This is a genomic window from Methanomassiliicoccaceae archaeon DOK (assembly GCA_009911715.1).
Lineage (GTDB): Archaea > Thermoplasmatota > Thermoplasmata > Methanomassiliicoccales > Methanomethylophilaceae > Methanoprimaticola.
Genome location: CP047880.1, coordinates 748,036 through 766,501, shown reverse-complemented (window position 1 = coordinate 766,501; position 18,466 = coordinate 748,036). Strand labels below are relative to the sequence as shown.

Sequence of the window (18,466 nt, the reverse complement as noted above, 5' to 3'; positions counted from 1 at the left end):
TCCGGAAGGGGCGGTTCGGTGTGTTGGAGGATCGCTCGGTCTGTGGTCGGGGCGGGATGTCCCCTCGACGGTCCCGCCCCGCTCTCCCTTCCCCGACGGGCTGCGGGGGTCAATCCTCCGCGCGCCGCCTCGGGGCCTTCCTCTCGTTGACCGCCCAGGACAGCACCAGGGCGATGATGGACAGCACGACTCCGAACACCATCGCGAAGCGGAACCCTTCCAGGAACACCTCCCCGCTCAGGCCTGCCAGGTCCTGCCCGGAGGAGCCCGAGCCCAGGCCGAACAGGCCCGCGAACAGCGCGGTGCCCGCCGCGCAGCCGAAGTAGATGATGAACGAGTTCAGCGACGAGCTGGACGGGCGGTCCTCGTCGGGGACGTTCTCCAGCATCCTGCTGGAGATCGGGCCGCCTCCGATGCCCCACATCACACCCATGCAGATCAGTCCGAGCACCAGCATCCACACCGCATCCGGGTCGATGAGGGCGAAGACCACCATCGACGCTAGCATGATGACGCAGGACAATATGTCGAACGGCCTGTTGCCGTACTTGTCCGCCAGTCTGCCTATCCACACGCAGAACGCCAGTGTGGCCACCGCGGGGATGAGCAGGTAGTACCCGCTGTCGATGCTGTCCAGACCCATCTCCACCTGGAGGTAGTACGGGATCAGGTAGATGCATCCCATGTAGCACATGTTGATGATCACCATCGTGACGATTGCCGCCAGCAGCCTGGGGAGCCTGAACAGGCGGAGCTTCAGCACCGGGTCCGCGGCCCTGCGCTCGACCATGACGAACAGCGCCATGCCGACGACGAACACCAGCAGGCATGCGGCGGACACCCCGTCGAACCCATGGGAGGGGGCGGACTCCAGCACGTAGAGCCCGCACACCATGGACACGAACAGCAGGGCCGCGCCTCTCAGGTCGAACCCCCTGGCGGTGAACTCGCCGTCCCTCGGCACGGCCTTCAGGGCCAGGGCGATCGCCACGATACCGATGGGCACGTTGATGAAGAACACCAGGTGCCAGGACATCAGCTCCGACAGCACCCCGCCTATGGCCGGGCCCATGGCGCCTCCGACGGCGATCCCGAGCACGCCCATGGACATGGCGAAGGCCGCCATGGACTTGGGCAGGAACTTGACGCAGAGCATGAAGGCGGAGACCGCGAGCATGGCCGCGCCGACTCCCTGCACCGCCCTGAAGGCCAGCAGCAGCGGGAGCGTCGTGGAGAGCCCGCAGAGCAGGGAGCTCACGGTGAAGATCGCCATGCCCCCCACGAACACCCTCTTGATGGCCCCGCCGTCGGCGACCTTGCCGAAGATGAGGATCAGCCCCGCCATCATCAGGAAGTAGATCGTCACGACCCAGGATGTGGTGCTGGTATCGGTGGAGAAGCTCCCGCTGATCTCCGGCAGGACCACGTTGACGATGGTCCCGTCCATGCCGTCCAGGAACATTGCCACGGCCATGACGGCCAGGATCATCCACTGGCCCCTCCTGTCCGTGATCACCCTGGACTCGTCCATTGTGACGATGGAGGCTCCGCTCACTGCGCACTCCCCCTGATGGCACCCTCGATGTCGTCCGAGAGCATGTCCAGCATCGTGCAGAACCTGGCGACGTCCTCCGGGGGGAACCTCTCCGCGAAGCGGTCGAGTATGGGATAGAAGAGGTCGTCCATGCGCTTGGACAGCGCGGCACCGCGCTCCGAGAGCGTGACGGTCTTGACCCTCCCGTCCCCCTCGCTCCTGGTCCTCTGGACCAGCCCGCGCTCCTCCAGGGAGTTTATCCTCTTCGTCACGGCGGGCAGGGAGACGTTGATCATGTCGGCCAGCTTGGACACCGTGCAGTCCTCGGTGAGGTCGATCAGGTAGAGATACATCATCTCCTTGTATGTCAGGTCCATGGTCCCCTGCCTCTTGTCCACGCACTGCTCCTCACGGTCATGGCGCGGTAGATCCTGTCGAAGCTCGTCCTGATCGTCATGCCGCGGACCTCCTCTCGTTGACCGCCCAGGACAGGATCAGCGCCAGGGCTGCGATGGCGACTCCGAAGGCCATGGCGAATCCGAATCCCTCCATGAACACCGCGGGGTCGAGGTCGGCGATGGGCTGCCCGGCGGACGCGGAACCGAACCCGAACAGCCCCGCGAACAGCGCGGTGCCCAGGGCGCTGCCGAAGTAGATAAAGAACGAGAGCAGCGCGGACCCGGAGCCCCTCTGGTCGGATGGCACGTTGTCGATGAGTCTGCTGCCCACCGGACCGCCGGCGACGCCCCACATCGTGCCCAGCAGCGCCAGCCCGACTATGAGCACCCATGTGGGCATGGACGCGTCCATGAGCGAGAACAGGGCCATCGCCACGACCATCAGGAAGCATCCGGCGATGACGAAGGGCCTGTTGCCCCTCATGTCGGCCATCTTCCCGACCTTGAGGCAGAATATCAGTGTCATCACGGCGGCAACGAGCAGGAACAGCCCGCACATGATCGTGTCGAAGCCCAGCTCCACCCTCATGTAGTAGGGCAGGAGGTAAAGGCACCCCATGTAGCAGGCGTTCATTATCAGGAACGAGACGGACACCGCCACGAACCTCCCGCTGCGGAACACCTTCAGGTTCAGCACGGGGATGGATATCCTGCGCTCGTACAGCACGAACACCGAGAACAGGACCACGAACAGGACCAGCGAAACCACCGTCGCCGTCGTGACGCCGTGGGACGGGAACGACTCCAGGGCGTAGAGGCCCGTGACCAATGACAGGAACAGGAGCACGGAGCCCTTGTAGTCGAAGGCGCTCCTGTCGAATCCGGTGTCGGCGGGGATGGCCCTGTGGGCTATGACCGCCGCGACTATGCCGACGGGCACGTTGATAAAGAAGACCCAGTGCCAGGAGAGGGTCTCGGCCAGCACGCCCCCGAGCGCGGGGCCTATCGCCGCGCCGATGGACGAACCCAGGAGCCCCACGCCGAGGCCGAAGCTCGTCATGTGAAACGGGAGGAACTTCACGCTCAGCATCACGGAGGACGCCGCGAGCATCGACGCCCCCACGCCCTGGACCGCCCTCGCTGCCAGCAGCACGACTATGTCCTCCGACAGCCCGCACGCCAGCGACGCGAGGCTGAACACCAGGAAACCGGCGATTATGATCTTCTTGATGGCCCCGCTGTCGCAGAGCTTGCCGAATATCAGGACCAGTCCCGCGAGGACCAGGAAGTACACCGTGACTATCCAGGACGACAGGCTCGAGTCCATGCCGAAGGACTCGGAGATGTCGGGCAGGGCGACGTTGACTATCGTCCCGTCCAGACCGTCCAGGAACATGCCCAGCGCGATCGTCACCAGGAGCGGTATGTGCGCCCTGGCGTAGCTGTTGCTCTTTGCCATGGGCCGGGCGATACTTTCCGTATATTAATTAATTCGGGTTAAGTAAATTCCTGGTCGTAATGTATACCCCAAAACTATATACCCCATGATGCGATGCTCTTCACATGGGCTCGGAACCGGAACAGTGGGCCAAGGACTGGCTGGCCGAACAGAGGAGGCAGGGGAAGACGGGACTCACGGTCGAGAGGAGAGGAGGCATCCACATCGTGAGGTGGGCCACCACCTGGTGGGACTCCGCCAACAAGAAGAGGCACAAGGAGTCGCTGTACTGCGGCGTCCTGTCGGAGGACGGGACCATCGTCGAGAAGCGCATAGACCACGAGAGACGCACACGTTACTGCGCGTACGTGGTGGACACGATGGAGAGCCTCGGCGTATGGATCCAGGACGATCCCGCCATGTGGAGGTTCCTGAAAGCCCATCCGGGCATCGACCAGGAATTCAGACACGTCCACAGGATGGCACAGGATGAGCTGCCGGGATGCACGGAGAGGATAGTGCTCGTCACAGATTCGGGGGAGTGTTACGTGAGATACTCGATTCGCACCGGACCTGTGATGGATGCCGATGCCATATGGAAGATCGTGGAAATCAACAGAAAGGCGTGTGGAGGAAGTGATCTCGTTGTCAACTCAATCTGATGAGTATGATTGGCATGGATTTTACTCAATTTCCACAACAATCAGAGAACAAGAAGACGACGATGAGACCTCACACAGAACCGCCATTAACAGAATGTACTATTCCGTATTCAACCTCGTAAGAGCATATGCTCGCAGAAGATACGGATTTTGGAGCGAAACGAACGTCCATGCATCTCTGATCAAGCATTTCAAGATGAACAGCTATGACGAATACGATTCGTTTTGCGAAGACCTCCAGTTCCTGAGGGATTGCCGTGTCCGGTGCGATTATGATCCACTGCGCATTAACGATTCCAAAGGCATGATGGAAACATGCGACAGACTGGCAAAAAGGTTAATCGATTCAGTCGACGGCGCTAAATCATAACCCCAAACACTTTATCGTGCCTCGCCATCGGAGTGGACGATCGCCATGAACGAGATCTGGACGGAGAAGTACAGGCCTAAGACGCTTTCGGAGGTTGTTGGACAGAGGCACGTCACATCGAGACTCGAGTCGTACGTGCGCTCACGCAGCATGCCCCATCTCATGTTCACAGGTCCCGCCGGCACCGGCAAGACCACATGCTCCCTGGCCCTGGCGAGGGAACTCTTCGGAGACGAGTGGAGGGGCAACTTCATCGAGCTCAACGCCTCCGACGAGAGGGGGATCGAGGTGGTCCGTGGCAAGATCAAGGACTTCGCCAGGACCGCACCCATCGGCGACGCGGAGTTCAAGATCATCTTCCTGGACGAGGCGGACAACCTCACGTCTGACGCCCAGGGTGCCCTTAGGAGGACCATGGAGAAGTACTCCGGCATCTGCCGCTTCATCCTCTCCTGCAACTACTCCTCCAGGATCATCGACCCCATCCAGTCCAGATGCGCCGTCTTCAAGTTCAGGCCCATATCCCCCGAGGACATCGCCGGGTTCCTCGGAATGATCGTCGAGAAGGAGAACGTCACGATCGACGAGGATGCCATGGCCGGCCTCGTCCGCATCGCACGCGGCGACATGAGGCGCGCAGTGAACTCGCTGCAGGTCGCGGCATCCCTCGGGAAGCCCATCGACCTGGACCTCATCTACCAGACCGCCGGCCTCGCCAACCCTGAGGCCGTGAAGTCGATGCTCGAGACGGCCCTCGCCGGGAACTTCATCAAGGCCCGCGACTCGCTGGACGAGATCATGATCACATACGGGCTCTCCGGACAGGACGTGATCAGGCAGATCCATGCATCGATCTTCGACCTCGGCGTGTCCGACTACGACAAGGTGAAGCTCATCGACAAGTGCGGGGAGATAGAGTTCAGGATCGTGGAGGGCAGCAACGAGAGGATCCAGCTCGAGGCTCTGCTGGCGTACTTCATCATGATCGGCGGCAACGCCAGATGAATCTGTGACGCCAACGGACGCTTCGACGTCATCCTTTCCAATCGCTGGAAGGCATGTTTCAAGTCGTTTTCAGACCTCATTCCGTGTAATTTTACATATTATCAAAAAATGAGCATAAGTTGTGCATTATTTCGCATAATATGCCTTGATTTTTTTCTCGCTGAGTCCGTGTCTGGTGAGAAGAACATAGACATGTTCTACATATCGAGCCTCTGAAGCCAGGTACCAATATCCAGTTCAGAACCTGATAAGGACGTTCCTGTGGAAAGAATGCCTCCCAGTACATGACGAACGGTCACCTGGAACCGGACAGGATCGCCGGCGACAGCTTCTCCACCGCCTCGTCCAGCACCGGATCCGATGAGCAGAGCATCAGCAGGCGGTTCTCTCTCGTGAGCCTCCTGTCGAAGACCGCGCCCGCCCTGACCGCCAGGTACATCCCCGGCAGGTAGTCCCACTTCTTGTTCAGGAAGCGGACGTGGATGTCCGTGCGGCCGCAGGCAAGATAGGCGTAGTCCACGCACGAGGCGCCGAACATCTTGAAACGCCCGACGTCGTCGTAGCACCGACTCATGAGGTTGGCCTGCCCCACCCTGAACTCCACGGACCTCCTGCTGAAGTCCCCAGTAGACAGGATGCACTCCCTCAGCGGCCTCGGCGCTGCGGGACGGATCGGCCTCCCGTTAAGGTACGCCCCCTCCTCCGTGGCGACGAACATCTCGTCGAACACGGGTAGGTATATGCAGGCCATGGTCGGCACGCCGTCCTCCAGAAAGGCTGCCTGCATGCCGAAGAACGGTATCCCGCGGGTGTAGTTCATCGTGCCGTCTATAGGGTCCAGGACCCAGCATCTCTCGCCCTCCCCGGCGTCGGGATGGGTCTCCTCGGAGATGACGGAGTCCCCGGGGAACTCCTCGGCGATCCTGGACAGGACGAACTCCTCGGTCCTGACGTCGGAGTCGGTGACAACGTCGTACACGCCCAGAGCCGTGTCCTTCCTCTCGGCGGTACGGTCGCCTCCCAGGACGATGGGCGCCGCCTCCCTGAACACCCTCTGGATGAACTCGGCCTCGCGCATCGTATCAGTACCTGTTGTCGAAGATCCTGTTGGTCTTCTTCTCGCTCCTCGGCAGGTACCCCTCGTTGACGGCCATGGGCTTCACGGTGATGTTCATCTTGGACTTGATCTTCTGGACCAGCTCCTGCTCCATGGCCGGTCTCTGGTCCTCGGGACGGTCTGTCTCGAAGTAGACCGTCACCTCGTCCCTCCCCATGAGGTGGTCTATCATCACCTGGTACTCGCTGGTGGCGCCATCGATGGTTGAGAGCACCTCGTCGAACTGCGCGGGGAACATGTTGACCCCCTTGACCTTGATCATGTCGTCGGTGCGCCCGACGATGATGTCGATCCTGGGGAACCTGGATCCGCAGGGGCACTCCCCGGGGATGATCCTGGTCATGTCGTGGGTCCTGTACCTTATGAGCGGGGCCCCCTCCTTCCTGAGCGTGGTTATGACGAGCTCCCCCACGGTGCCGTCGGGGACGGTCTTCCCGGTCTTGGGGTCGATGATCTCGAAGTAGAGGTAGTCGTCCCACATGTGGATGCCGTTGCGGTAGTCGCAGCTTATCCCTATGCCGGGACCGTAGATCTCTGTCAGACCGTAGATGTCGTAGAACTCCACACCGAGGTCCGAGGCGATGGCGTTGCGCATCTTCTCCCCCCAGCGCTCGGAGCCGATGACGCCCTTCCTGAGCGCCAGCCTGTCCTTGATCCCGCGCCTCTTGATCTCCTCCGCCAGCAGGAGGGCGTAGGACGAGGTGGCGCACAGGACGGTGGTCTGCATGTCCTCCATCATGCGGAGCTGCTTCTCGGTGTTGCCTGGACCCATGGGGACGGCCATCGCCCCCAGCCTCTCGCAGCCCGCCTGGAACCCGATTCCGGCTGTCCAGAGCCCGTAGCCGGGAGTGATCTGGATGCGGTCCTTCTCGGTGATGCCCGCCATGCGGTAGCACCTCTCGAACATGACCGCCCAGTCCTCAACGTCCTTCTTGGTGTACGGGATGACGACAGGGGTCCCGGTGGTTCCGGACGACGAGTGGATCCTGACGATGTCCTTCTCCGGAACGGCCGCCAGACCCAGGGGGTACGCCTCCCTGAGGTCCCCCTTGTCGGTGAACGGGAGGGTCTCGAAGTCCTCCTGCGTGCGGATCGCCGTGAGGTCGATGTCCCTGAACTTCTCGGCGTAGAACGGGCTGCGGCTCTTGATCTCCGACAGCAGCTCCAACACGACCTCCCTCTGGTACTCGTTCATCCTCATCTCTTCATCCCCTCCAGGATCTGTTTGGCCTCCTCGCTGCCGCGGGCCGCGGCCTTGGTGAGCCACTTGCGGGCGTTGTTCTCGCTGCGGACCATCCCCTCGCCCGTGAGGGACATCTTCCCGAGCTCGCACATGGCGTCCTCGGAGCCCATGTCCGCCGCCTTGATCATGAACTTGGATGCCTTGGAGACGTCCTTCGGGACGCCGTCTCCCTCCATGTGCATCCTGCCGAGCCTGTACCCGGCCTTTGCGTATCCGTTGTCCAGGCACCTGGCGAAGGCCTCGGCGGCCCTGACGGGGTCCCTGTCGACGCCCCTGCCCTCCAGGAGCATGACGCCTACCCTGTACAGCCCCATGACGCTGCCCGCCTCGGCTGCCTTGGAGTACCAGTAGAACCCCTGCTGCCAGTCCTGCTCTATGCCCTCGACGTCGGTGTACATGAAGCCGAGGTTGAACATGGCGCGAACGTACCCGAGCTCGGCCGACTTCCTGTAGAGCTCCATGGCCTTCTCCAGGTCGGCCCTCACACCGGTGCCGTGGGCCTTGATGTAGCCCAGGTTGCACAGGGCCTCGGCGTTGCCCTGGTCCGCTGCCAGGCCGAACCATCTGGCGGCCTCCCTGCGGTCCTGCAGCACGCCCTCGCCCTTGAAGAAGAGGTATCCCATCGCCACCTGCGCGTCGGCGTCCCCGTTCTGGGCCGCCTTGAGAACTGTTTCGAAGGACATGTCAGCGCCTCGTATGCGTCCTGCGGACATAAACCTCAGGATGGTCCACGTACTTGCCGAGGTAGTAGAAGGCCGCCAGGAACCCGTTGAACGCTGCGTCCGAGTAGAGCTTGACGATCTGGGAGTCGTCCGCGGGGATCAGGCCGGTCTCGTAAGCCGACGCCAGGTAGAACTGCGCGTCAGCGGAGCCCGCGTTGGCAGCCCTGGCCAGCAGCCTGAGCGCCTGCGCGTCGTCCCTCCTCACGGCTATCCCCTGGTGATACATCATCGCGATGTTGAACATCGCCTCGGCGCTGCCCAGGTCCGCCGCCAGCTGGTAGTAGTCCAGGGCACCGTACTCGTCCCCGGAGTCGAACAGGGTGTCGGCCGCGGCCAGCGCGTTCTCGATCTCGTCGATCTCGAACTGCGAGTCTGTGCTCAGCAGCCTGGCCGTGCGGGCCTCCAGGGTCTCGGGCTTCTGGCCATCCAGGGTATCCAGGACGGACCTCCAGCATATGAGGCACTTCTCGTGGCCCATATCCACGCCGTACTTGTACCACCTGGCCGCCTCCACCAGGTCCTTCTGTATCATGTGTATCCCGAACTCGTATCCGAGACCGACGTGCAGGAACATCTCCGCGTCGCCGGAGATCGCCGCGGACGCGAACCAGGTCTCCGCGTCCGGGACGGACCTGTCCACGCCGTAGCCCTTGGCGTACATGTAGCCGACCCCGAACTTCGCCAGGGAGTCCCCCTGGGACGCGGCCTTGCTGAGCCATGCGAAGACGGCGTTGAGGTCCCTCGGGACCACCTCGCCCAGGGCGTACTCGCGGGCCAGGGCCAGCTGCGCCTCGGGCTTCCCGAGGCCGGCGGCCGCGTACAGGTGCCTCATGTAGTGGTCGTTGTCCTGCTCCACGCACTCGCCGCTGCCGTACATCTGCGCCAGCTCCCAGTGGGCCCTGGCACATCCGAGCTTCGCGGCCCTCTCGTACCACTCCAGGGACTGGTTTATGTCCTGGGCCATCTCCTTGCCCGTCTGGTAGAAGTACGCCAGCGCGAGACAGGCGTACGGGTCGCCATGGGCGGCGTCCTGTCTCAGGTTCGGACTCAACGCGATCTCTCCGTCTTGATCTTGTTCAGAAGTGCCAGCGCGTCCCTGTCCCCCTGCTTGGCGGCCTGGTTCAGGAACTTCTTCGCCCTCGGCACGTTCTTGTTCACGTACTTGCCCTCGTAGTAGAGCTTGCCCAGGTAGTACTCGGCTTCGTAGTATCCCTGGTCGGCGGCCTCGTTGAGGTTCCTGAGGCCCTCCACTATGTCCTGGGTGGTCCCGGTGCCTGTGATCTGAAGCATCCCCAGGAACGACTTCGCCGCGGGATGCCCCTGGTCGGCGGCCTGGTCGAACCACATCACCGCCTGGTCGAGGTCCTTCTCCACGCCCCTGCCCTCGTAGTAGAAGCATGCCAGGGCGTACTGCGAGTTGACCTCGCCCATCTCCGCGGCCTCAGTGAACCACCTGACGGCCTCGGTGCTGTTCTGCGGGAAGTAGTAGCCGGAGCCGTACATGCAGCCCAGGGCGTACTGGGCGTAGCCGTTGCACCTGTTCGCCGCCACGGTGAACCACTTGGCGGCCTTCTCGAAGTCCTTCGGGAGCACCTGTCCCTCGAAGCACATGTTGGCGTAGTCGACCATGGCCTGCTGGTACTCGCCCTCGCAGGCCTTCTCGAGCCACTTGGACGCCATGGACGGGTCGCGGGGGACCCCCTGGCCGTAGGCGTACATCATCCCGATCTGGTACTGGGCCTCTGCATGCCCGTTCTCCGCTGCGCGGCCGAACATCCTGGCGGCCTCCCTGTCGTCGGAGTACCTGGTCCTCGGCATGGAGTATATGCATCCGAGCGCGAACTCCGCGTCGGGGTCGTCGGCGTCCGCCGCCTTCTGGTACCACGACATGGCGCTCTTGAGGTCGGGCTCCGTGTCGCAGAGCCCCTCGTCGTACATCTTGCCCATGCGGTACATCGCCTGGGCGCATCCGTTGTCGGCGGCCGCCTTGAGCCACCTCACGGCCCTGTCGCGGTCCTTACGGATGCCCTTTCCCATGAGGTACATGAAGCCGACGGTGTTCTGGGCATCGACGTCGTCGTTCTCGGCGCAGACCGTGTACCACCTGATGGCCTCGGCGTGGTCCTTCTTGGCGGACTTGAGGCCGTTGTCGTAGATGTCGAAAAGCCTGGAGCAGGCGTCGGTGTCCCTCTGCTCGCCCCTCAGCCTGAGCGACAGAAGCTCGGACTCGGCGTCGCGGTCGTTCCTCTCGATCTCCTGACGGACGATCTCCGCCGGGCGGTACCCCGCGGACGCGGCGAGGGCGAACATGTCCATTGCGGTCTTCTCGTCCTTCGGGGTCCCGGCCTCGCCGGTGTAAAGGAAGAGCCCGTGCAGGTACTGCGCGTCGGGGACGGCCTCGGCCGCCCCGCTCTCCGCCTGGACAGCGGCCTCGCGGAGATCGTAATCAGGGGAAGCGCAGTCCATGTACCTGCGGGAAGGATTGTAGTACCCTTCCTCGGTGCTCTGTGATTCTATCATGGTTCCGCCCATAATGCTCTATTTTATATATGATTCGACGGACCCCGCGATTGGGTGGGGGACAGGCGGGGTTCACCCCACCATGTCCAGGAAGTAGCTGTGTATCCCCCTGTCGGGAGTGAGCTCGGGATGGAACGACATTGCCAGCTGGCCTCCGCGGCGGACGGCTACCGGCACTCCACCGCACTCGCACAGCACCTCCACTCCGTCGCCCACGCGGGTTATCATCGGGGCGCGGATGAACTCCAGCGGGACCTCGCCGACACAGGAGAACTCTCCGTGTGCGGAGAAGCTCCCCAGCTGCCTCCCGTAGGCGTTGCGCCTCACGGTCACCGGGAGGGTGCCGAGATGCGCTTCGCCGCCCTCGACCTCCTCGGCGAGGAGGATCAGGCCCGCGCAGGTGCCCATCACGGGGACGCCGGATGACACCATGTCCCTCAGGGCCCCGAACATCCCCAGGTCGCGGATGAGCTTGCCCATGACGGTGCTCTCACCTCCTGGGAGGACCAGGCCGTCCGCCCCTCCGTCGAGGTCCGACGCCTTCCTGATCTCGAAGCACTCGGCCCCGAGGCCGGAGAGCACGTCGATGTGCTCCCTGAAGGCACCCTGGACGGCCAGGACGCCGATGCGGCTCATTGCCCGCGCTCCGCCATCCTGATGTTCTCCAGCTTCTCGATCTCGTCCTTGTTGATTCCGACCATGGCCTCGCCCAGGTCCTCGGACACCTCCGCCAGGACCTTGGGGTCTCTGAAGTCGGTGACGGCCCTGACGATCGCGGCGGCCCTCTTCTCGGGGTTGCCGGACTTGAATATCCCCGATCCGACGAAGACCCCGTCGGCGCCGAGCTGCATCATGAGCGCCGCGTCCGCGGGGGTGGCGACTCCGCCCGCGGCGAAGTTCACGACGGGCAGCCTGCGGTTCTTGTGGACGTAGCGTGCGAGGTCCAGCGGCACCTGCAGCGATTTGGCGTACTCGTAGACCTCGTCGTCCCTGACGGCGGCGAGCTCCGCGATCTGCCTGTTCATCGCCCTCATGTGGGACACGGCCTGGACGACGTCCCCTGTCCCTGGCTCTCCCTTGGTGCGTATCATGGACGCGCCCTCGCCGATGCGCCTGAGAGCCTCACCGAGGTCCCTGGCGCCGCAGACGAAGGGCACCTTGAACTGGGTCTTGTCTATGTGGTACACGTCGTCGGCAGGGGAGAGGACCTCGCTCTCGTCGATGTAGTCGATGTCTATGGCCTCCAGTATCTGGGCCTCGACGAAGTGGCCGATCCTGCACTTCGCCATGACGGGGATGGACACGGCGGCCTGGATGCCCTTGATCATCTTGGGGTCCGACATCCTGGACACCCCTCCGGCGGCGCGGATGTCCGCCGGGATCCTCTCAAGGGCCATGACCGCACACGCGCCGGCCTTCTCGGCGATCCTCGCCTGCTCGGGCGTGGTGACGTCCATGATGACGCCGCCCTTCAGCATCTGTGCCAGCTCCTTGTTGAGCCCGTACCTCTCCTCGAATCCTTCCGACATAAGTCATGCATCCTTGGCAGGAATGCCTGCCGATTGTCCGCTCACAGGTTGCGATTATAAAAAAATTTTCAGAATTTGCTTGAAATAATGTACATTTGTATGCAATTTTATTGTGATTCCAAATGAATGTACAATTTTGTCATGAAGTGGGCCAGACGACCGTTTTCTGAGAACCCTTATAAAAGTCGTCTCCAATCCAGGCGTGCAGTGGTGGATCATGAACGCCGATTCAGAGAAGATGGAGCCCATGGAATGGGCGAAGTTCGTCCTCCGCAATCGGAACGAGAAGGGTTACGCCAGAGCATACAACATTTTCGTGACTCGCGCCCGCGAGGGAGACGCCGACGCGGAGTACAACCTCGGCATGATGTACGCCAGGGGACAGGGCGTGCCCAAGGACTACGACGCGGCCCTTTCCTGGTTCCAGAAGGCCCATGACGGTGGCAACAGGGGAGCCACCTACTTCCTCGGCAAGATGTACGCGACCGGGGTCGGCGTCCAGAAGGACTCCAGGGCCGCCGAGCGGATGTTCCTGAAATGCGCCGACGAGGACGTCCGCGCCCAGTACGAGATCGGCCTCCTTTACTTCAGGGACGAGGACATCCCCCGCGACCTCGAGAGGTCTGCCAAGTGGATGCTCAGGGCGGCCAACAACGGCCACGCCGAGGCGCAGTTCATGGTCGGACAGTTCTACAAGGCCGGGGCCGGCGTCCCCAAGGACATGGGGAAGGCCGTCGAATGGCTCACGTCCGCAGCCCTCAACAGGCACAAGGGCGCCCAGATCCTCCTGGGCAACATGTACAGGGTCGGCGACGGCGTCGAGGCCGACAGGGAGGAATCCGACCGCTGGTACGACATGGCCGACGGAAAGGTCAACCTCAAGAAACTCTGACGCTTCTCCTGGCCAGACATACTCTCCCAGTTCCAAACATGTGTGGGTTCTTCATTAGTCCCCAAAGGTGCTTGTATCCAGACCTCACCAATATCTGTTGAGCCCTGAAGTACCGGCTACCCGGTTTTTCTTTCACAGATTCATGTGCATATGCATATGCACATTCATACACACAATCATGTGCACAAGAACAGAACCTGTGAAGAAACCAGATGTGATGAAAGAAAAGGAAGGGCCCTGAGGCCCTGTTTTGATCGGTTCACTTGAGTCCGACGATCCTTCCGTCGTCCAGGAGGTCCATCCTCATGGCGGCGGGGACCTTCGGGAGTCCGGGCATCAGGGTCAGCGTGCCGCAGACCGGGACGACGAATCCCGCTCCCGAGGACAGCTGGACCTCCCTGACGTTCAGGACCCATCCCCTCGGGGCACCCTTCTGCTTGGAGTCGTCGGTGAGGGACGCCTGCGTCTTCGCGATGCACACGGGCAGGTTCCCGAATCCGTCGGCCTCGATCTGGGCGATGGTCTTCTCCGCGGCTGGAGTGTAGGTGACGGATCCGGCGCCGTAGATGTTGGTGGCAACCGCCTCGATCTTGTCCTTGATGGATGCCTCGTCGGGGTACAGGAACTTGAAGTCGGGCTTGTCGTTCTCCAGGGCCTCGAGGACCGTGTTGGCGAGGTCGATCGCACCCTCTCCGCCCTTGATGAAGGCGTCCGAGAACGCGCACCTGACGCCGATCTCCCGGCAGTGCTGCATGACCAGGTCCATCTCCTCCTGGGTGTCGTGCTCGAAGTGGTTGATGGAGACGACGATAGGCAGTCCGTAGGAGGACATGTTCTCGATGTGCTTGTCCAGGTTGCACAGTCCGGCCTTGAGGGTCTCGACGGTGAGGGTCTCGGGCTTGTCCAGGAACCCTCCTCCGTGGGTCATCAGGGCCCTGATGGAGGCGACGACGACCACGCAGTCGGGCCTCATGCCGGACTGCCTGCAGACGATGTCCATGAACTTCTCCCCTCCCAGGTCGGAGGCGAAACCGGCCTCGGTGATGACGTAGTCCCCGAGCTTGAGGGCGGCCTTCGTGGCGATGATGCTGTTGGTTCCGTGGGCGATGTTCGCGAACGGGAACCCGTGGACGAACACGGGCTCACCCTCCAGCGTCTGAACGAGGTTGGGGTTGATCGCGTCCTTGAGCAGGACCATCATGGCTCCGACGCACTTGAGGTCGGCGACCGTGACGGGCTTTCCCTCGTACGTGTACGCGACCACCATGCGCTCGAGCCTCCTCCTGAGGTCCGCCCTGTCCTCCGAGAGGGCGAGGATGGCCGAGATCTCCGAAGCGGACGTGATGAGGAACCCGGCCTCGTGGGGCACTCCGCCGAGGATCCTGTCCCTTCCGAGACCCGTGACGATGTTCCTGAGCTCGCGGGCGTTGATGTCCATCGCCTTCTTGAACACGACCTTGGTGGGGTCGATGTTGAGGGCGTTGTCCCTCACGAGCTCGTTGTCGATGATAGCCGACAGCAGGTTGTGCGCGGCGGTGACGGCGTGGATGTCGCCGGTGAAGTGCAGGTCGATGTCCCACATGGGGTACACCTGGGAGTAGCCGCCTCCCGTGGCCCCGCCCTTGATTCCGAAGGTGGGTCCGATGGAGGGCTCCCTGAGGGCTCCGACCACGTTCTTGCCGAGCTTCCCAAGTCCCTGGATGAGCCCGATGGTGGTGACGGTCTTCCCCTCCCCTGCGGGCGTGGGGGTGATCGCGGTCACGACCACGAGCTTCCCGTCCTTCTTGTCCTTGAGCTTCTCGAGGCTGGCCAGGGGCACCTTCGCCATGTACCTGCCGTACATCTGGATCTCGTCCTCGGAGAGCCCGACTTTCGCCGCGATCTCCCTGATGTCCTTGACCTTCGCTGACTCTGCGATCTCGATGTCGTTCATCATGACCTATGTTACCAGAACCTCCATAAAAAAGGGAACGGTGGAACCACGAAGTTGCTCACTCCGTTAATCCCCGGAGGCGTTAACATGGGTTAAACTACATGCCTGGATGAATGCCGACCCCCGCCCCCGTGCGATTCCGCACTCATGATTAAATACGATGACATCGGCGCCTCCGGGCCCGCGTCCACCACTATTTTAATGTTAAGATTATCTAAATAATTAGATGGCATATCTAAATATGTTTAGGCTTAGCTAAAGTTATATACCATTTAGGAAATCCTCAAAGTATGAATCCAGGTACCTACGCTTGTGCGGGGTTTGATAAGAGCGCATCCTGCAGCGGCAACAGCATGGCGAGTTCGCCAGGTATCCCTATCTCCATGGCCAGAGTGGGGGACAAGGGTACCGTCGTCAGCATTTCTGGAAGGGAAGAGACCAAGAGATTCCTGGCGGGACTCGGATTCACACCGGGCACGGAGGTCAAGGCCGTCTGCGAGGCCAGTGGCAGCGTGATCCTCGACGTCAAGGGGTCGAAGATCGCCATTGACCGCAAGATGGCCTCCAAGATCCTGTTCTGCCCCGAGAGCTGATAGAATGAAGACACTGAAAGATGCCGAAGTGGGCTCCACGGTCAAGGTCGTGAAGCTTCACGGAGAGGGGGCTCTCAAGAAGCATCTGATGGACATGGGCATCACCAAGGGATGCCAGATCTACGTTCGCAAGGTGGCGCCCCTGGGCGACCCCATCGAGATCACCATCAGGGGCTACGAGCTCAGTCTCAGGAAAGGTGATGCGGAGAACATCGAGGTCGAGTGACCGCCCTGTTTTCTGACTCGCGCTGCGCGATTTTCATTTCGACCAGCGTGAGCTATGCAAGGAGAGAAGAATGATGAGTTTGACAATAGCATTGGCCGGTAACCCCAACAGCGGGAAGACCACCATGTTCAACAAGCTGACTGGTGCGAACCAGCGCGTCGGGAACTGGCCGGGAGTCACCATCGACAGGAAGGTCGGAAAGATCCGCGGGACGGACTACGAGCTCGTGGACCTCCCCGGGATCTACTCGCTGTCGCCGTACTCCCCGGAAGAGATCGTATCAAGGAACTTCCTGATAAACGACAGACCGGACGCAGTCATCAACATCGTGGACGCGACGAACCTGGAGAGGAACCTCTTCCTCACCCTCCAGATCATAGACACGGGGATACCCACCGTCGTCGCGCTGAACATGATGGACCAGGTCCGCAAACTGGGTGACAAGATCGACGTGGAGAAGCTCTCCAAGGATCTGGGATGCAAGGTCGTCCCGGTCTCCGCCCTCAACGCCGAGGGTATAAAGGAGCTGGTCGCGGCGGTCGGGGAGGTCGCAGAGGCCAAGCAGACCCCCGAACCCATGTACTTCGACGGAGACGTCGAGGCGGTGGTCTCCCAGGCCAGGGAGGCTCTGAAAGGCAAGGTGCCCGACGAGGCGCTCAGGTTCTACGCCGTGAAGCTCGTCGAGAACGACAAGGCCGTCTGCGAGGAGTTCCCCGAGGCGGTGGACAGGATCTCGGGCGTCGTCAGGGAGCTCGAGGAGAAGAAGGACGACGACGCGGACTCCATCGTCGCGGACGGAAGGTACAACAGGATCACGGAGATCGCGTCAGCTGCAGTCAAGAAAGCGCCGAGGGACGAGCGCGGGACGTTCTCCGACAGGGTCGACAGGATCGTCACCCACAGGATCTGGGGAATCCCGATCTTCATAGGCGTCATCGCCGTCGTGTTCTTCGGCATCATCGGATTCGCCTGGGGCGACTTCGAGATCGTCGGTATCGGTACGTGGTGCACCGACTGGGTGAACGACGTGTTCATCGGCGAGTGGATCGACCCCGCCGTCAGGGAGTGGTGCGAGAGCGACGGAACCTTCAGCGCCGTCGACGCGCTGCTCTGCTCAGGTATCGTGGGCGGAGTCGGAGCCGTCATCGGTTTCCTCCCCCAGATGCTGCTGCTGTTCCTCGCGCTGTGCATCCTCGAGGACATCGGATACATGGCGAGGATCGCGTTCGTGATGGACCGCGTGTTCAGGCACTTCGGTCTGTCCGGAAAGACCCTCATCCCCCTGCTCGTCGGAACCGGCTGCGGTGTGCCCGGAGTCATGGCCTCCAGGACCATCGAGAGCGAGAGGGACAGGCGCATCACCGCCATGACAACGACCTTCATACCCTGCGGCGCCAAGCTGCCGGTCATCGCCATGATCACCAGCGCCGTGTTCCCCGGAAACGGACTCATCGCCGTCTTCTGCTACGTCATGGGAATCGTCATGGTCCTCATCTCCGGAATCATCCTGAAGAAGCTGAAGAGCCTCTCCGGAACCCCCGCTCCGTTCATCATGGAGCTGCCCCCCTACCACATCCCCAGCGCGACCAACATCGTCAAGGGGACCCTGGACAGGGGATGGGCGTTCTGCAAGAAGGCCGGAACCATCATCCTGATCTCCTGTATCATCCTGTGGTTCCTCGCAAGCTACGACACCAGCCTGCAGTACATCGGCGACAACGTCGGTGACGCGCAGTCCATCCTCGCCGCGTTCGGAGAGGCCGTCTGCGTCATATTCGCGCCCCTCGGATGGGGAGACAACTGGGAGCTCACCGTCGGAACCATCACCGGCCTCATCGCCAAGGAGAACGTCGTCGGAACCTTCGGCACCCTGTTCGGCATCGAGGCCGGGGACAACGGCGAGGGACTCGAGGTCGTCCTCTCCGGCATGCTGACCAAGTCCGCCGGACTCGGATTCCTGGCGTTCAACCTCATCTGCGCCCCCTGCTTCGCGGCAATCGGTGCCATGCACAGGGAGCTCGGCAAGTGGAAGGACACCGGAATGGCCGTCCTCTACCAGTGCCTGCTGGCCTACGCCGTCGCGCTGATCATCTACGGTTTCACCAGCTACATAGGCGGATGGAACTCCCTGGTCATCGACGGATCCCTGGTCGAACAGGCCGCGCCGATCGGAAGCACGATCGCGGCGGTGGTGGTGCTCGCCATCATCGTCTACCTGCTGTGGGCCAAGGACCCGTTCAGACAGCTGTCCGGCAAGGACCAGTACGACGCCGAGGAGTGATGA

Annotated in this window: 17 protein-coding genes; 6 read left to right on the top strand and 11 right to left on the bottom strand. The window is 61.9% G+C overall.

Annotation, left to right across the window (positions count from 1 at the left end; genetic code table 11):
• Positions 1 to 109: 109 nt before the first annotated feature.
• From JS82_03980 to JS82_03970, 3 genes are read right to left on the bottom strand one after another with little or no spacing between them, the layout of a single operon-like run.
• Positions 110 to 1,555, bottom strand: coding sequence for an MFS transporter (locus JS82_03980; GenBank protein QHK17306.1), 1,446 nt, complete (start codon positions 1,553 to 1,555; stop codon positions 110 to 112).
• Positions 1,552 to 1,932: a MarR family transcriptional regulator gene (locus JS82_03975; GenBank protein QHK17305.1), complete on the bottom strand. Its 381-nt coding sequence runs from the start codon at positions 1,930 to 1,932 to the stop codon at positions 1,552 to 1,554. The genes JS82_03980 and JS82_03975 overlap by 4 nt, the downstream gene beginning before the upstream one ends.
• A gap of 55 nt (positions 1,933 to 1,987) precedes the next feature.
• Positions 1,988 to 3,391 carry an MFS transporter gene (locus tag JS82_03970; GenBank protein ID QHK17304.1) on the bottom strand — a complete coding sequence of 468 codons (1,404 nt, stop codon included), beginning with the start codon at positions 3,389 to 3,391 and terminating at the stop codon, positions 1,988 to 1,990.
• 104 nt (positions 3,392 to 3,495) lie between these two features.
• Between JS82_03970 and JS82_03965 the strand changes: the two genes are divergently transcribed.
• Positions 3,496 to 4,032: a hypothetical protein gene (locus JS82_03965; GenBank protein ID QHK17303.1), complete on the top strand. Its 537-nt coding sequence runs from the start codon at positions 3,496 to 3,498 to the stop codon at positions 4,030 to 4,032.
• A gap of 415 nt (positions 4,033 to 4,447) precedes the next feature.
• Entirely contained in the window at positions 4,448 to 5,407 is a 960-nt protein-coding gene (locus JS82_03960) for a replication factor C small subunit (protein QHK17302.1), read from the top strand.
• A gap of 295 nt (positions 5,408 to 5,702) precedes the next feature.
• On the opposite strand, the gene JS82_03955 is transcribed toward JS82_03960, so the two are convergent.
• The 7 genes from JS82_03955 to pdxS all read right to left on the bottom strand — a co-directional run bounded on the left by JS82_03955 (position 5,703) and on the right by pdxS (position 12,538).
• The gene (locus JS82_03955) at positions 5,703 to 6,485 is read right to left on the bottom strand and encodes a hypothetical protein (protein ID QHK17301.1); all 783 of its coding nucleotides are present in this window, start codon (positions 6,483 to 6,485) and stop codon (positions 5,703 to 5,705) included.
• 4 nt (positions 6,486 to 6,489) lie between these two features.
• Entirely contained in the window at positions 6,490 to 7,725 is a 1,236-nt protein-coding gene (locus tag JS82_03950; protein QHK17300.1) for an AMP-binding protein, read from the bottom strand.
• The gene (locus tag JS82_03945) at positions 7,722 to 8,450 is read right to left on the bottom strand and encodes a sel1 repeat family protein (GenBank protein QHK17299.1); all 729 of its coding nucleotides are present in this window, start codon (positions 8,448 to 8,450) and stop codon (positions 7,722 to 7,724) included. The genes JS82_03950 and JS82_03945 overlap by 4 nt, the downstream gene beginning before the upstream one ends.
• 1 nt (position 8,451) lies before the next feature.
• Complete coding sequence (locus JS82_03940) at positions 8,452 to 9,540, bottom strand: hypothetical protein (protein ID QHK17298.1); 1,089 nt, start codon at positions 9,538 to 9,540, stop codon at positions 8,452 to 8,454.
• Positions 9,537 to 11,009, bottom strand: coding sequence for a hypothetical protein (locus JS82_03935; protein ID QHK17297.1), 1,473 nt, complete (start codon positions 11,007 to 11,009; stop codon positions 9,537 to 9,539). Before JS82_03935 ends, JS82_03940 begins: the two co-directional genes overlap by 4 nt.
• Before the next feature lie 72 nt (positions 11,010 to 11,081).
• Positions 11,082 to 11,645, bottom strand: coding sequence for a pyridoxal 5'-phosphate synthase glutaminase subunit PdxT (gene pdxT, locus JS82_03930; GenBank protein QHK17296.1), 564 nt, complete (start codon positions 11,643 to 11,645; stop codon positions 11,082 to 11,084).
• Complete coding sequence (gene pdxS, locus JS82_03925; protein QHK17295.1) at positions 11,642 to 12,538, bottom strand: pyridoxal 5'-phosphate synthase lyase subunit PdxS; 897 nt, start codon at positions 12,536 to 12,538, stop codon at positions 11,642 to 11,644. The genes pdxT and pdxS overlap by 4 nt, the downstream gene beginning before the upstream one ends.
• Before the next feature lie 238 nt (positions 12,539 to 12,776).
• On the opposite strand from pdxS, the gene JS82_03920 reads away from it, so the two are divergent.
• Complete coding sequence (locus JS82_03920) at positions 12,777 to 13,430, top strand: sel1 repeat family protein (protein QHK18398.1); 654 nt, start codon at positions 12,777 to 12,779, stop codon at positions 13,428 to 13,430.
• Between the two features lie 259 nt (positions 13,431 to 13,689).
• Here JS82_03920 and JS82_03915 read toward each other — a convergent pair whose 3' ends face one another.
• Positions 13,690 to 15,366, bottom strand: coding sequence for a formate--tetrahydrofolate ligase (locus JS82_03915; protein QHK17294.1), 1,677 nt, complete (start codon positions 15,364 to 15,366; stop codon positions 13,690 to 13,692).
• A gap of 380 nt (positions 15,367 to 15,746) precedes the next feature.
• On the opposite strand from JS82_03915, the gene JS82_03910 reads away from it, so the two are divergent.
• From JS82_03910 to feoB, 3 genes are all read left to right on the top strand, one after another.
• Positions 15,747 to 15,956 (top strand): ferrous iron transport protein A, encoded by a 210-nt coding sequence (locus tag JS82_03910; GenBank protein ID QHK17293.1) that lies wholly within the window; start codon positions 15,747 to 15,749, stop codon positions 15,954 to 15,956.
• Between the two features lie 4 nt (positions 15,957 to 15,960).
• Positions 15,961 to 16,182: a ferrous iron transport protein A gene (locus JS82_03905; GenBank protein ID QHK17292.1), complete on the top strand. Its 222-nt coding sequence runs from the start codon at positions 15,961 to 15,963 to the stop codon at positions 16,180 to 16,182.
• A gap of 73 nt (positions 16,183 to 16,255) precedes the next feature.
• The gene (gene feoB, locus JS82_03900) at positions 16,256 to 18,463 is read left to right on the top strand and encodes a ferrous iron transport protein B (GenBank protein ID QHK18397.1); all 2,208 of its coding nucleotides are present in this window, start codon (positions 16,256 to 16,258) and stop codon (positions 18,461 to 18,463) included.
• Positions 18,464 to 18,466: the final 3 nt, after the last annotated feature.

Coding starts and splice junctions, on each gene's coding strand:
- JS82_03970 (QHK17304.1), bottom strand. CDS start 3,391: ATGGCAAAGAGCAACAGCTACGCCAGGGCGCACATACCGCTCCTGGTG.
- JS82_03965 (QHK17303.1), top strand. CDS start 3,496: ATGGGCTCGGAACCGGAACAGTGGGCCAAGGACTGGCTGGCCGAACAG.
- JS82_03960 (QHK17302.1), top strand. CDS start 4,448: ATGAACGAGATCTGGACGGAGAAGTACAGGCCTAAGACGCTTTCGGAG.
- JS82_03955 (QHK17301.1), bottom strand. CDS start 6,485: ATGCGCGAGGCCGAGTTCATCCAGAGGGTGTTCAGGGAGGCGGCGCCC.
- JS82_03950 (QHK17300.1), bottom strand. CDS start 7,725: ATGAGGATGAACGAGTACCAGAGGGAGGTCGTGTTGGAGCTGCTGTCG.
- JS82_03945 (QHK17299.1), bottom strand. CDS start 8,450: ATGTCCTTCGAAACAGTTCTCAAGGCGGCCCAGAACGGGGACGCCGAC.
- JS82_03935 (QHK17297.1), bottom strand. CDS start 11,009: ATGATAGAATCACAGAGCACCGAGGAAGGGTACTACAATCCTTCCCGC.
- pdxT (QHK17296.1), bottom strand. CDS start 11,645: ATGAGCCGCATCGGCGTCCTGGCCGTCCAGGGTGCCTTCAGGGAGCAC.
- pdxS (QHK17295.1), bottom strand. CDS start 12,538: ATGTCGGAAGGATTCGAGGAGAGGTACGGGCTCAACAAGGAGCTGGCA.
- JS82_03920 (QHK18398.1), top strand. CDS start 12,777: ATGGAGCCCATGGAATGGGCGAAGTTCGTCCTCCGCAATCGGAACGAG.
- JS82_03915 (QHK17294.1), bottom strand. CDS start 15,366: ATGATGAACGACATCGAGATCGCAGAGTCAGCGAAGGTCAAGGACATC.
- JS82_03910 (QHK17293.1), top strand. CDS start 15,747: ATGGCCAGAGTGGGGGACAAGGGTACCGTCGTCAGCATTTCTGGAAGG.
- JS82_03905 (QHK17292.1), top strand. CDS start 15,961: ATGAAGACACTGAAAGATGCCGAAGTGGGCTCCACGGTCAAGGTCGTG.
- feoB (QHK18397.1), top strand. CDS start 16,256: ATGAGTTTGACAATAGCATTGGCCGGTAACCCCAACAGCGGGAAGACC.